This is a genomic window from Rhizobium pisi, from assembly GCF_003938655.1.
Classification (GTDB): domain Bacteria; phylum Pseudomonadota; class Alphaproteobacteria; order Rhizobiales; family Rhizobiaceae; genus Rhizobium; species Rhizobium pisi.
Map to the genome: position 1 here is coordinate 42,011 of NZ_RJJT01000005.1, position 13,385 is coordinate 55,395.

11 protein-coding genes are annotated in these 13,385 nt (G+C 58.2%); 8 read left to right on the forward strand and 3 right to left on the reverse strand.

Annotation, left to right across the window (positions count from 1 at the left end; genetic code table 11):
* The first annotated feature begins 5 nt into the window (after window positions 1–5).
* Complete coding sequence (locus EFD55_RS08240; RefSeq protein WP_125844189.1) at window positions 6–1,049, forward strand: UDP-glucuronic acid decarboxylase family protein; 1,044 nt, start codon at window positions 6–8, stop codon at window positions 1,047–1,049.
* Between the two features lie 4 nt (window positions 1,050–1,053).
* A complete protein-coding gene (locus EFD55_RS08245) occupies window positions 1,054–2,874 on the forward strand; it encodes a glycosyltransferase family protein (protein ID WP_125844191.1) in 1,821 nt (606 codons plus the stop codon).
* A 294-nt stretch (window positions 2,875–3,168) separates the two neighbouring features.
* Here EFD55_RS08245 and EFD55_RS08250 read toward each other — a convergent pair whose 3' ends face one another.
* Window positions 3,169–3,948, reverse strand: a complete 780-nt coding sequence (locus tag EFD55_RS08250; RefSeq protein WP_125844193.1) for a response regulator transcription factor — start codon at window positions 3,946–3,948, stop codon at window positions 3,169–3,171.
* Between the two features lie 552 nt (window positions 3,949–4,500).
* On the opposite strand from EFD55_RS08250, the gene EFD55_RS08255 reads away from it, so the two are divergent.
* Genes EFD55_RS08255 through EFD55_RS08280 form a run of 6 tightly spaced genes read left to right on the forward strand, consistent with a single transcriptional unit; the run spans window position 4,501 to window position 10,032 of the window.
* Complete coding sequence (locus tag EFD55_RS08255; RefSeq protein WP_125844195.1) at window positions 4,501–5,007, forward strand: acyltransferase; 507 nt, start codon at window positions 4,501–4,503, stop codon at window positions 5,005–5,007.
* Window positions 5,004–6,041 (forward strand): Gfo/Idh/MocA family protein, encoded by a 1,038-nt coding sequence (locus tag EFD55_RS08260; protein ID WP_125844197.1) that lies wholly within the window; start codon window positions 5,004–5,006, stop codon window positions 6,039–6,041. The genes EFD55_RS08255 and EFD55_RS08260 overlap by 4 nt, the downstream gene beginning before the upstream one ends.
* Window positions 6,038–7,141, forward strand: coding sequence for a DegT/DnrJ/EryC1/StrS family aminotransferase (locus tag EFD55_RS08265; RefSeq protein ID WP_125844199.1), 1,104 nt, complete (start codon window positions 6,038–6,040; stop codon window positions 7,139–7,141). Before EFD55_RS08260 ends, EFD55_RS08265 begins: the two co-directional genes overlap by 4 nt.
* On the forward strand, window positions 7,131–7,850 hold the full coding sequence (locus tag EFD55_RS08270) for an acyltransferase (protein ID WP_125844201.1): 720 nt from the start codon (window positions 7,131–7,133) through the stop codon (window positions 7,848–7,850). The genes EFD55_RS08265 and EFD55_RS08270 overlap by 11 nt, the downstream gene beginning before the upstream one ends.
* Window positions 7,847–8,818 carry an NAD-dependent epimerase/dehydratase family protein gene (locus tag EFD55_RS08275; RefSeq protein ID WP_125844203.1) on the forward strand — a complete coding sequence of 324 codons (972 nt, stop codon included), beginning with the start codon at window positions 7,847–7,849 and terminating at the stop codon, window positions 8,816–8,818. The genes EFD55_RS08270 and EFD55_RS08275 overlap by 4 nt, the downstream gene beginning before the upstream one ends.
* Window positions 8,815–10,032 (forward strand): DegT/DnrJ/EryC1/StrS family aminotransferase, encoded by a 1,218-nt coding sequence (locus EFD55_RS08280; protein WP_125844205.1) that lies wholly within the window; start codon window positions 8,815–8,817, stop codon window positions 10,030–10,032. Before EFD55_RS08275 ends, EFD55_RS08280 begins: the two co-directional genes overlap by 4 nt.
* Window positions 10,033–10,103: 71 nt before the next feature.
* Here the strand turns inward: EFD55_RS08280 and EFD55_RS08285 are convergent, their stop codons facing one another.
* Both EFD55_RS08285 and EFD55_RS08290 read right to left on the reverse strand, forming a co-directional pair.
* Entirely contained in the window at window positions 10,104–11,612 is a 1,509-nt protein-coding gene (locus tag EFD55_RS08285; RefSeq protein ID WP_125844207.1) for an O-antigen translocase, read from the reverse strand.
* A 136-nt stretch (window positions 11,613–11,748) separates the two neighbouring features.
* Complete coding sequence (locus tag EFD55_RS08290; RefSeq protein ID WP_183736891.1) at window positions 11,749–13,074, reverse strand: polysaccharide biosynthesis/export family protein; 1,326 nt, start codon at window positions 13,072–13,074, stop codon at window positions 11,749–11,751.
* Between the last annotated feature and the right edge of the window lie 311 nt (window positions 13,075–13,385).

Genomic DNA, 13,385 nt, shown 5'->3' on the forward strand with positions numbered 1-13,385 from the left:
CACCAATGCACGGACACAAGCGTATTATGGTCACCGGCGGCACCGGATTTCTGGGGTCATTCCTGTGCGAAAGGCTTTTGCGAGAGGGCAATGACGTCCTCTGCGTGGACAATTACTACACCGGTTCGCGCGACAATGTGCTGCATCTTCTCGACGATCCTCGCTTCGAGATCCTTCGCCATGACATTACCTTCCCGCTTTATGTGGAGGTCGACGAGATCTTCAATCTCGCCTGCCCGGCATCTCCGGTCCACTATCAGCACGATCCCGTGCAGACGGTGAAGACCAATGTGCATGGTGCCATCAATATGCTCGGCTTGGCCAAACGCACCAAGGCGAAGATCTTCCAGGCATCCACCAGCGAAGTTTATGGCGATCCGGCAGTCCACCCTCAACCGGAGGAGTATCGAGGCAGCGTTAATCCCATCGGTCCGCGGGCATGCTATGACGAAGGCAAGCGATGCGCCGAGACCCTGTTCTTCGACTATCATCGCCAATATGGCGTGGAAATTCGCGTGGCGCGGATCTTTAATACCTATGGGCCGCGCATGCAGACCAATGACGGCCGCGTCGTCTCCAATTTTATCGTTCAGGCGCTTCAAAACGAGCCGATCACCATCTTCGGAGCCGGTACGCAAACACGCTCCTTCTGCTATGTGGATGATCTGATTGAAGGCTTCATCCGCCTGATGGGCGCGCCTGATGGCGTGACCGGTCCGATCAACCTCGGCAACCCCGGGGAGTTCACGGTTCGGGAACTGGCCGAAATGGTCGTCGAGATGACGGGGTCGAGGTCAAGCATTGTCTTCAAGCCTCTTCCGATCGACGATCCGACGCAGCGCAAACCGGATATCAGCCGCGCAAAGCAGGAACTGGGCTGGCAGCCGACGGTGAACCTGCGTGAAGGGCTTGAGAAAACGATCGCTTATTTCGAGTGGAAGCTCTCCGGCGGATCGAGGAACATGCCTACCGTCAGGCCCGCGCAACCGGCTTATACGCATCTGCCTGTTCCGGTGGTCGGTCTTCCTGTTTCGGAAGCCACGCGATAGGGACATGAACAGTATCGACACTCATCGCAAACCGAAGCTCGTTTTCTTTCAATGGGATCATCAGCCCAATGCGAACGCAGCCGGTTACCTGCTGCTGCATATGCAGCAGCAGGTCAAATGCCTCAGCACGCACTTTGAGGTCGTCGTTGTAAACCGTGACTGCGACTGCGCCGAGATATGCGAAAGATACGAACCGGACCTGACGCTGTTTGAGAGCGGCTACCGGTCACATGGCTCACGGCGGATAAAAATCACCAATACCGGTGCTTGCGCCGGCGTTCCGAAGCTGGGACTTCATAACGCCGATCCATGGTGCGACCGGCGCAGTGGCTTCCTTTCCGATATGGAGCAGTGGGGCATCGAGACATATTTCTCTATTGCGACTCTGGCTCCGGAATATATGCCGGCGGTGAAGGACAACCTGTTCGTCTGGCCGAATTTCATCGATCCCGAAGTCTTTCAAGACTATCACCATCACAAGATCATACCTGTGACGCTCACGGGCCAGGTCAACGGCCTTTACCCTTGGCGGCAGAAGGTCTTTCCGATCATCCGCGACCACTATCCCTGCCTCGTTTCGCCGCAACATAGCTATGAGAGCAAGCTTGCCTCCCAGCTGCTGTCTGGAGAAGCCTATGCGCGCGCACTCAACGCCAGCCTCTTCGTGCCGACATGTGGAACCATGGCCGGCGAAGTCGTGCGAAAGCATTTTGAGATACCTGCGGCGAATTCCTGTCTCGTGACGGAACGGACGGCCGGGCTGCAGGCTGCAGGCTTTGTCGATATGGAGAATTGTGTTTTTACCGACCACCACGACGTGGTTGAGCGATTGGAATACCTCTTTGCCCATCCCGCCGAGATACAGCGCATTTCGGCGGCGGGTCATAGTTTGGTCCACGCGCGTCATACGCTGAACCACAGACCCCAAATATATCAATGGTTCATGTTGAACAGAGGCCTGCGATCTGGCGAAAAGATCATCCAGCTCGGGCCTTTCGCCGACCTTGCAAAGGTCGAACGCACCTCACAGCAAGAGAGCATCCATGTTGTTGGTGAGGCGGGCGATCGCGCCTTGCTGAAGCAGGGCGATTTGCTTCTTGAGCAGGGCAGGGTGGAGGAGGCCAAATGCTGCTACCTCAGCTGTCTGGGCTATGTGTCCTACCTGCCGGAGGCTAAACTCCGTCTTGCCATCTGCGCATTGTGCGAGGGCGATGCTGATCACGCCTATGACCTTATGGTGAACCTGATCACGATTACGATGATCGACTACGGGGCGTCTGACCCGGATCCGGTCGAATGGGCTTATTTCCTCCTTGCTTTGGTCTGCAAGGGGCATTTCGAACGTGCGCGGAGGTTGCAGGACTTCTATCCGTGCCTGTCCCACGATGAACTCAGGCGCGTGCGCCTCATCCTCGAGCAGCCGGGCAATCGGGCTGCTTCGGGAGGGCCCCGGAATGATCGAAAAAGCATCCACCAGCTTCCCAGGCGCAGCGATCACGAATGGTTTTCATGGGTTGCCGATATTCTCGAGCGTTGTCAGAAGCCGGATCTTGCGAACGCTCTTCGTCATGTCCCCGTTGTCGTAAACGAAACTGGCGAGCGTTTGGGATCTCGACGCTTCAAACGCGATCTTGGCTGGCCCCTACGATTCTTCCTGGGCATAGATGGCCTGATGATCAAACTGCGTCTGAACAGCCTAAGGCCGAACGTGCCACCTTTGCCGGAGTTCCGATATGTCAGGTATCTCGCAAGGGGCCTGGTTCCCCGTTCACAAAGAACTCGGTTACGCAAGATCCGAATGGCGCTTTCCAGGCCTTCTTCGTGACCGCTGGCAATTGACTTATGTACGCGAGGCGGCCTTACCAGCGAAGCCGCGCGTCACGACTTCCGCAAACTCCGGCCGATGCTGCACGGCCTGACGCAGCGCGGCGCTAAAGCGCGCCGCATCGAACTGGATTCGTGCAACGCGCTTTAGCTCGTTGTTTTCACACCTGTCGGCATTCCTTCCGGGCGACTTGAATCGGATCGCTGCTTCGGCGGCAAATTCGCTTTGGGCCGCCGAGGACAGTTTAAGGCAAGATGCGCTTGTAAGGTGAAAGAGACTTGATTGGCTGCGCTATCAGCACAGTTCCCTGTTCATTCCCGAGCCGGCGAGACTATCGGGATAGAGATCGTTGAGCTTGAACACGACCTCGGTCCTATTCGTTGCCTTGACCTTTTTCATGATGTTGCGAACATGCACCTTGACGGTGCTTTCCCGCAGATTGAGCTCATAGGCAATGATCTTGTTTGCCTTTCCGCGCCGCAGTGCCGCTACGACTTCGGCCTGACGATCTGTGAATATCCCGGCCATCGGGTGCACTGTCGAGCTGCTCGACTGCAGCAAGTGACGCATGGCGAACAGGGCGCTTGCGGGAACAAAAAGTCCTCCTGCTACAGACAGCGCGATCAGCTCCATGCAGACGCTGATGCTGACGGTGGCAGGTATGTAGCCCTTAGCTCCAAAGTCGATCGCCCGCACGATTTGGGCGAAATCGTCGCTATCAGCCAATATGATGACCGGTGTCGACGCAAATTCTGACGAAAGGTTCTTGATCTGCTCCGAAACGACAGGATCGTCGACCATCCTGCCGCCGACGTTCAAGATGATTGCCGAAAGTGGAGGATATTCTTCGCGCTTTTGCTTCCACTCCTCAATGGATCCAAATGCAAGAACAAGAAAATCTTTCGTGTGGGCGGCCATGCATTGTGCAAGGCAGTGCCGGTCAAGTTCCCTCTTGTCGAGAATGACAAGTGAGTGTTTTGGACCTGGCGGCCGGGTAAGCATTGTCGAACCGCTTTCTATCTCCAGGGGAAGAGATATGTTTTCCTGCCGGTGGTTTATATTTACTGAGTCCAAAGCCCGATCCTCCCGAGTTTTTTCACGCCATAAACCAAAAGTCGAATATTCATACACCCTCTAAACATGGAGTGTTTTTTAGCAAAAGTGCTGATTTAATACCACACTTCCGTGGTTCTAACAGTAACCAATAGTGGCTATACCAAGACTTAAGTCCCATAATACGGTTTAAGTTTTTAAGCTGATCATTCCGTTTTCTAAGTCGTTGGCATGTCTCTATATGAAGCTGCCGTATATATTCAATTGACTTCGCTAAACCCATGTAAACCATGCCCGTCTTCGGCTTATGGACGGAATCGAACGGGGCGTGATCTTTCGTCGTCACCGGGCGATGGTCCATAAACTTCGGCATGCGACCCTCATCCAACCTTTGTAAGTCCCTACTCCTTTAGGCGGATTAGTTTAAACGTTTTGTTTCTTTACTTGGGTGGAGAAAACAATTCTTTTTGAAGGAGAAGAAATATTTCGCTCTGCTGAAACGAAACCTTGGATCCATCATGCGGTCATCGTTTTTCAGCCAAAAGCAGGGCTTGTTGAAGGGGTGCAGGCGTAATGATTGCATCGAACGTTAAGCTGGATGATGACTGCGTCATCCATCATCGAGATCTCGTGAATCTCTATGGGTGCACGATCGGCGCGAGAACGCGCATCGGCACCTTCGTTGAAATCCAGAAAAACGTCCTCGTCGGAAAAGACTGCAAGATCTCCAGCCATTCCTTCCTGTGCGAAGGCGTGACGCTGGAAGACGGCGTTTTCATCGGCCACGGGGTCATGTTCACCAATGATACTTATCCGCGCGCCGTCAATACGGATGGCGGTCTGCAGACCGAAGCCGACTGGGTTGTCATCCCCACTCTGGTCAAGCGCCACGCGTCGATTGGCAGCAACGCCACCATTCTGCCTGGCGTGATCATCGGAGAAGCCGCACAGGTCGGCGCCGGCGCAGTCGTAACCAAGGATGTGCCCGACGGCGCCATTGTCGTCGGCGTTCCGGCCAGGATCATCGGTCGCGTTCATGACCGATCAGTCAACATGCAAGCGTTGGGAGAAGTGCAATGATCGGTATCGCCGTTGTTGGGTATGGGTACTGGGGTCCGAATCTGGTTCGCAACATCTCGGAGGCGGCCGGCGCGCAGCTGATTTCAGTCTGTGATCTCAATGTCGAACGGTTGGCGGCTGTCAAAAGTCGCTACCCCGCAGTGACGATCACCGATGATTTCGAGGAAGTCCTGCGCGATCCAAGAGTGGATGCGATCGCTATCGCGACGCCGGTCTTCACCCATTTCAAGCTCGCAATGCAGGCTATGATGGCCGGAAAGCATGTCTTCGTCGAAAAGCCGATGGCTTCGACGACGGAGGAAGCCTCGCGGATGGTCGAGGAAGCTGCGCGCCGACGCCTCGTGCTGGCCGTGGATCATACCTTCGTCCACACCGGCGCCGTCCGCAAGATGCGCGAACTGGTCGAAAGCGGCCTGGGCGACATGTATTACTACGACTCCGTCCGGGTCAATCTGGGGCTTTTCCAGCACGATGTCAGCGTCATCTGGGATCTTGCCGTGCATGATCTCTCCATCCTGGACCATGTTGTGCAGGAAAGGCCGGTAGCTGTTTCAGCAACGGGCATGAGCCATGTGCTCGGCGAGCCGGAGAACATCGCCTATCTGACGCTCTTCTTCGAAAGCAAGCTTATCGCCCACGTCCACGTCAATTGGCTGGCACCGGTCAAGGTGCGCCGCACACTGATCGGCGGCAGCAACAAGATGGTCGTCTACGACGATCTGGAGCCCAGCGAAAAAATCAAGGTTTACGACAAGGGCATCACGCTGAACCCGAATTCTCAGGCCTATGGCGAGAACGTGCATCAGATGATGGTCGGCTACCGCAGCGGCGACATGTGGGCGCCCAAGCTCGATATGACCGAGGCATTGAAACGCGAACTGGATCTGTTCGTCGAGTGCATCGAGCAGAGTTCGCGCCCCATTACGGACGGCCAGGCCGGACTGCGCGTCGTTCGCATCCTTGAAGCAGCAAGCCGGTCGCTCGCCCAGCGCGGTCGTATCATCGAGCTCGAAGAGGCGAGGCGCATTGCATGATCCCGTTCCTGGACCTGAAAGCACAATATCAATCGATCAAGAGCGAAATCGACGCCGCAGTGCTCGGCGTCCTGGCCTCGGGGCAATACGTCCTGGGGGAGGAAGTCATCCGCCTCGAGCAGGAATTCGCGGACTATTGCAACGTCAAGCATGCGATCGCCGTCAATACCGGGACGAGTGCTTTGCATCTCTCCCTTCTTGCGGCGGGCGTCGGCCCCGGCGATGAAGTGATCACCGTGCCATTCACCTTCGTCGCGACCGTGTCGGCGATCTGCTATGCAGGTGCACGACCTGTCTTCGTCGATGTCGAGCCCGTGACACTCACGATGGATCCGGCTCAGCTCGAGGCAAAGATTTCGCCCCGAACCAAGGCCATTGTTCCCGTCCATCTCTACGGTCAGATGGCCGAAATGGACACGATCAAAGCGATTGCCGACCATCACCGGATACCGGTCATCGAGGACGCCTGCCAGGCGCATGGAGCGCAATACAAAGGATCGCGCGCCGGCAGCATCGGCACATCAGGCTGCTTCAGCTTCTATCCCGGCAAAAATCTCGGCGCCTGCGGCGAGGGGGGTATCGTCGTTACGAACAGCGACGAACAAGCCAAGACGATGCGCATGCTGCGCGACTGGGGGCAGGAACAGCGCTATCACCACCTGCTGAAGGGCTTCAACTATCGCATGGATGCCATTCAGGGTGCGATCCTGCGCGTCAAGCTCCGGCATCTCGAAGCCTGGACCGAAGCGCGGCGCGCCCATAGCCGCCGCTACTCGTCGCTGCTTGGCGGCTCGGCAAATTTAACGACGCCTGTCGAGAAAGCCGACCGTCGTCACGTCTACCACGTCTATGCCATCAGAAGCCGCGATCGCGACGAGCTTCAGCGTGTCCTGAGCGCGGAGGGCATTCAGTCTGGGCTGCACTATCCGATCCCGGTTCATCTGCAGAAGGCCCATGCCGACCTTGGCTACCAGACCGGCGATTTCCCAATCTCGGAAGCCGCCGCACGGGAGGTCCTCTCGCTGCCGATCTATCCCGAGATGCCGGTGTGGCACGTCGATCAGGTGGCCGCTGCGCTGGAGTACGCCTATGTCAGCTGATCGTGCGGGCGAGGCCCGCGTCGTGCAGGCGGTCCATGGCCGTCATGGAGCGCCGGTAGATCCTGCCTACCTGGCCGGGTTGGCCGATGAGCTCAGGCAATCATATGGGCGTGCCGGCTTGATCGAACTTTACGGTCGTTTCGCCAGCGGTGACGGTGTCGTCGACACGATGATGCGGAAAGCCATCTGGCAAGCGGTTGCGCGGCGTTGCGGCACGGGGTTGCAGGTTGCAGGTGGTGCCGGTTTCAAACATCCGGAAACCTTCGAAATTGGCAATGGCGTGTTCATCGGCGCCCAGGCCTATATCCAGGGGCGCTTCGACGGCACCTGCGTGATCGGCGACAATGTCTGGATCGGCCCGATGGCCTATTTCGACGCGCGCGACCTGGTCATTGAGGATTCCGTCGGCTGGGGGCCTGGCGCGAAGGTCCTTGGCTCGACCCACACGGCACTCCCCGTGGATGTTCCCATCATTCGCACCGATCTCGAAATCAAGCCGGTCCGCATTGGCGCATGGGCCGATATCGGCACCAACGCCACAATTCTTCCCGGCGTAAGCATCGGGAAGGGGGCGATCGTCGGAGCGGGCGCCGTCGTCGTCTCCGATGTCGAACCGTTTTCAGTCGTCGCCGGTGTGCCGGCGAAGTTCATACGCTGGCGCACGGAGGCCGATCCTGTGCTGGATATATCGCATGGAGGAAGATCGTGAGAAATCAGCGGGTACTCATTACCGGCGGAGCCGGCCTGATCGGGTCGCATATTGCCGATCTCGTCGCATTGGAAAAGCCGCGTGAGATCATCATCCTCGACAATTTCGTGCGCGGACGCCGGGACAATCTCAGCACGGCAATATCAAGTGGCTCCGTCAACATCATCGAGGGGGATATCCGCGACAGAGCGCTGCTCGCAAAAACCTTCGAGGGCGTCGACATCGTCTTTCACCAAGCGGCCATCCGCATTACGCAATGCGCGGAAGATCCGCGGCTCGCCTTCGATGTTCTGGCCGAGGGCACGTTCAATGTCCTTGAAGCCGCCGTGAAGGCAGGTGTGTCGAAGGTCGTCGCGGCCTCTTCTGCCTCCGTGCTGGGGCTTGCCGAAAGCTTCCCGACGACCGAGCAGCATCACCCCTACAACAACCGGACAATCTACGGCGCGGCCAAGACATTCAACGAGGGCTTGCTTCGCAGCTTTGCTGACATGTACGGCCTGCGCTATATCGCGCTGCGTTATTTCAACGTCTACGGACCGCGAATGGACGTTTACGGCGCCTATACGGAAGTTCTGATCCGCTGGATGGAGCGCCTTGCGGCCGGAATGCCGCCGCTCATCTATGGAGACGGCAGCCAGACGATGGACTTCGTCGATGCACGCGACATCGCGCGGGCAAACATTCTCGCGGCGAAGAGCGACGTCACCGACGAAGTCTTCAATGTCGCGAGCGGCCAGGAAATAAGCCTCCTGGAGCTCGCTCAGATGCTGAGCAGCGTCATGGGCGTTTCACTCGAGCCGCAACACAAAGAGGCCCGGACCGTCAACGGCGTAACCCGCCGTCTCGCCGATATCAGCAAGGCCGAACGGCTCCTCGGTTTCAAGGCGGAGATATCAATGGAACAGGGGCTTCGCGATCTCGTTGCCTGGTGGCAGCAGCAGACTGTCGCGGGGGGAGCGGCAGCATGAGCTCACCTCAATCGACAATTCCGGTCGCCAAACCCGTTCTCGGGGAGGAAGAGGCCGAGGCTGCGCGTCGCGTCATTCTGTCAGGATGGGTGACGCAGGGACCCGAAGTCGCGGCCTTTGAGAAGGAATTCGCAGCCTTCGTCGGCGCCGAGCACGCTTGCGCCGTTTCCAACTGCACGACCGCGCTTCATCTCGCCTTGATGGCGGTCGGCGTCAGCGCCGGCGACGAAGTCATCACGGTCAGCCATTCGTTCATCGCCACCGCGAACGCTGTTCGATACTGCGATGCAGTGCCCGTCTTCGTCGACATCGAGCCGGATGGCTACAATATCGACCCCGGCTTGATCGAAGCGGCGATCACGCCGCGCACCAAGGCAATTCTCTGCGTGCACCAGCTCGGCATGCCGTGTGATCTCCGCTCGATAGTGGAGATCGGCAAGCGCCATTCGATACCGGTGATCGAAGATGCGGCCTGTGCGACGGGGAGTGAAATCCTCTGGGAAGGGCGTTGGGAAAAGATTGGCAAACCGCATGGCGACATTGCCTGCTTCTCCTTCCATCCCCGGAAGGTCGTCACGACGGGTGACGGCGGCATGCTGACGACGGCCAATCCCGAATATGACCGAAAATTCCGGCTGTGGCGTCAGCATGGCATGAGCGTCACCGACGCTGTCCGCCACGGCTCAAAGCAGGTGATCTTTGAGGACTATGATGAGCTGGGCTACAACTACCGTATGACCGACCTCCAGGCCGCAGTCGGACGGGTGCAACTGCGGCGGCTGCCGGAACTGATTGCCCACCGACGGCGAATTGCCTCGCAGTATTGCGAGCGCCTGTCCGCGATCCCAGGTCTGTCGATTCCGGCCGAGCCCCGCTGGGCACGCAGCAACTGGCAAAGCTTCTGCGTGAGATTGTCTGATGAGATCGACCAGCGGGCAGTCATGCAGGCGCTGCTCGATCAAGGGATATCGACCCGACGCGGTGTGATGAACATTCATCTGGAGGGCGCCTATGCCGATCAGAGCTCCCATCGCGCCGCCACCGGCCTGACGCGAAGCGTATCGGCGCAGCGGCAAACCGTCATCCTGCCGCTTTATGCTCAGATGACGGAGGTTGATATCGTCAGGGTCGTCGAGACATTGCGCCAGGCCCTTGCTGACGGCGGCACCGGGCGCATCGTCCGTCAGCCCGAGCAGGACGTCGTACCTGCCTGAAGTGATATCTGCATATCGCGGAAATGGATACAACATCAGGAAAGCGCGCATCATCTGAAGCGCGCTTTTTCTCATGCGGATTTCGTGATCCATCCTCTGACGATTGCGGGCATCGACTCCGGTGGAAGCAGTGCGACCAACATGCGCAGCGAGTAAAGCCCGGTCACAACAACGGCGACGCAGCCAATCACCATCGCCGACCATGGCGGTAGGAGCAAAAAGGCCGAGACGACCAATCCCGATGCGGGCAGGAAGAGAAGCGCGTGCCTGCGATTGGCGGACGACCAGCGAAAGCCGGTGAGCCGTCGCACGATCACGTAAATCAGAATACTATGCCAGATGTAGAGGCCGAAAAACGCCATGCCGGCGCCTGTGGTGCCGAGCTTCGATACCAAGAGCCAGGCCAGCCCGACATGCACCAAAGTCGCAGCGACCTCCGTCCAGAAGAAAATAGTCTGCGCACCCTTCGCCAGGACGATGAAACCCATCGGCCACGCGACAATCCTGAGCATCATCCCAAGGCAGATCCAGCGCAGAAGATCCACCGCCCCATGAAACTCCGCGGAATAGAACAAACTCATCACGAGCGGCGCCAGGGTCAACGTGGCGATCAGACCGGGGCCGGCCAGCAATATGCTGATTTCCGCCTGCTCATTGACCAGCCGATTGCACTCGGCATGATTGTTCGCGATTGCGGTCAAGCGCGGATAGAAGTCCGTTCCCATCGCCTGCAGGATGAAACCGGCGTAGAGACCGCCAAGCGCCCAGGCCGCCTGATACAATCCCGCCGCGACCACGCCCCCTTCGTTCAGCACGATAATGCGGATGGCGTAGGCCGCGCCGAAGGTCAGAAGTCCGCTTGCCATGAAAGCGACGCCGAGCCTGAACAGGGCTTTCGCTTCCCCGCCGAATTCGCGCGCCGACATGGGCGGCGGCTGCGCGGAGATTTGTTTGCTGTACCACCAGGTGGGAAGGACCGAGACGGCCGCGATCGCCACGAGAGAGGGTGCGATCGCCTTTTCGCCGAACAGATAGATCAGCGGAATGCTGACGATCGTGGCGAAGAGCCCTGACAGCACGTTGATGCGGGCAAGATTTGCAATGCCTCGCAAGCCCTGGATCAACGCAGCTTGCCCGGCAGACATGAGCCGAAAGAATACGGCGAGGGAAAGCAGCACAATGGCGCCGGCGTGCTGGTAGTCGCCGAAGGTGAACTTCGAGACCGGAAATGCCAGCGCCGCAAGCAAAAGCCCGCCAAGCAGCCCGAGCGCCACCGAGATACGTCTGAGCGCTGTCGCCGACCGCGCGATCCTGTCTTCGTCGCCGGCGCCCGCCGCCTCGGCGACCCGGCGCACACCGCTGCTGCTCACGCCCAGACCAGCTATCGCCTGCGCGATATCGAGGATTGCCCCGTAAAGGCCGAGAAGCCCCACGCCTTCAGGACCGAGCAGAACGGCGAGGGCCTTGTTGCGAATGATGCTGAGGGCAACATTAACAAGCGAGGAACCGCCCATCAGCATCGTCGATTTGAGGATTTGGGTATAAGTCTGACCGCTGGGCGGGATCATACGCAGGTTCATCACTCAGCCCTAGCTTCCAGGTTGGATTCAGGCCGGTCCATATCAAGAGCGATTTCTTTGAGGCAGACGGCCTGAGCGCCTTGGTGGCGCTCGAACCTCCGCTCCAACGTTGTTGAGAACACGTGCACGCCGCGGTTCACTGGCCGGCTCGATCTGCAAGCGTTTGGGTCTCGAAAGATGGGCTTGTGTCGGCCCGAGGCGAATTGTCCAAAATGTGCGGCTGAATGACCCTCACCACATCGCCCGGCGCCAGCGCCGTCGTTTCCGAGGCTTGGAACTGATTGATTTGTCCTGCGGTCCGGCGGGTCACGCTAAAGGTAAGCGGGAGGTCGTCGGTAAGGCTCTTGACGCTGTCATTGCTCCCAAGGTCCGCGATGAGCAGCTTCTGTAGTGTTTCGCGCTTCAGCTTGAATTGATCGAGACTTGCCCGTTCGGATTGTGCTTCGGTCGCCACTTCGCTCCGGCGTGCGTCGTAAAGCCCCTCGAGATTCCGCGTTGTCTCGCTGATCGCCTGGCGGCCCCGCATGACGGCTGTGACAAGGTCGAGCTTGTCGGAGCGGTAAGTCGTCAACAACCGTTCCAGATCCATCTGCCTTGACGAGATCGTCAGGCCTTTCTGGACCAGGGACTTGACGCTGACCAACTGGTCCTCGACCGATTTGATATTGTCGTCTGCGCCCGACAGTTTCTCTTCCAACGTCGATATTTCCTTGATCAAAAGATCGCGTAATTCCGTAAACGCCCTTGACTGCCTGTCCATCGCATTGGCGCGAGCCCGAAAGATAACCCTTTCCTCGTTGTATATCCCGGCAGCAAATTGCTGATCGACGTCGGTCGTCTGGTCGAAGGTAATCTCGTCGGCTTCATCCATCTCCGCCTGGAGCCGCGCCAATCTCGCGGTGCTGCGCAGGATCGAGTGATCGATTTCGCGCAACTCCCCTACGATCTGGATCGAATGCGTTTGCTGCTCCTCTTTGGCGCGACGCGGCCCGCCGCTCATTGCCAGGGATTGCAGGACGGTAAGTCCGGGGCGGAAACTGTACTGCCCAGGCGTGGTTACGTCTCCCACGACGTAGATCGGCGGGTATTCGAGAATTTCGATGGTGACCGCCGGCGCCTGAACCAAGCCGATTTTTTCCTGCAGACGCTTGGCTATCTCGTTTGTGAGGTCGGCGTTATCTAGATTGCCGATGGAAAGGGTTCCAAGAAACGGCAAAAGGACCGTGCCGTCATCCGACACCGTGTATTCGCCGCCAAGCGCATCCCATCGTTCATATTGGCCCCTGGATTGCATCCATTGGACGATCGTCACGCGGATCTTCGTTTGTGGAGCCAAGGTTTGCGGAGGTGGGGGTGCGCTGTCGGCGAGAGCCGGCGGCACAGCTCCGGCAAGAAATACGAGTGCTCCGATGACAGCTGTCGCACGAAAAAAGAGGTGGAGCGTGCGGTGCGATGAATTCATGTACATATCTCGCCTGCAAACATCCTTAAACGGATGCCGGTCCAATGCCTTGACGCCGTTCGACGGCCGGACGGCAGGTCCGAATCCGCATCGCTAGTGTGCAGCCTGGCGAAGCCTTGAGGAAGGTGGAGGCCGTTTGCTTTGCCTCATCATTATTGATGAGGTGGGGGCTGGTGCTTCACCCTGTATCGAACGGAAGCATATATCCCTGCGCGGCAAAGAGGCATTACCCTGGAAAATCAAAGGTTATGCACGCAGAAATAGGCGCGCTCGCCGTGAGGGACGGCGAGCGGGTACGGAGTTGGACCGAC

Bases quoted from the DNA above. Each gene is read 5' to 3' on its own strand.
- EFD55_RS08270 (WP_125844201.1), top strand. From the start codon at position 7,131: ATGTCAGCTGATCGTGCGGGCGAGGCCCGCGTCGTGCAGGCGGTCCAT.
- EFD55_RS08260 (WP_125844197.1), top strand. From the start codon at position 5,004: ATGATCGGTATCGCCGTTGTTGGGTATGGGTACTGGGGTCCGAATCTG.
- EFD55_RS08255 (WP_125844195.1), top strand. From the start codon at position 4,501: ATGATTGCATCGAACGTTAAGCTGGATGATGACTGCGTCATCCATCAT.
- EFD55_RS08290 (WP_183736891.1), bottom strand. From the start codon at position 13,074: ATGAATTCATCGCACCGCACGCTCCACCTCTTTTTTCGTGCGACAGCT.
- EFD55_RS08280 (WP_125844205.1), top strand. From the start codon at position 8,815: ATGAGCTCACCTCAATCGACAATTCCGGTCGCCAAACCCGTTCTCGGG.
- EFD55_RS08285 (WP_125844207.1), bottom strand. From the start codon at position 11,612: ATGAACCTGCGTATGATCCCGCCCAGCGGTCAGACTTATACCCAAATC.
- EFD55_RS08265 (WP_125844199.1), top strand. From the start codon at position 6,038: ATGATCCCGTTCCTGGACCTGAAAGCACAATATCAATCGATCAAGAGC.
- EFD55_RS08245 (WP_125844191.1), top strand. From the start codon at position 1,054: ATGAACAGTATCGACACTCATCGCAAACCGAAGCTCGTTTTCTTTCAA.
- EFD55_RS08240 (WP_125844189.1), top strand. From the start codon at position 6: ATGCACGGACACAAGCGTATTATGGTCACCGGCGGCACCGGATTTCTG.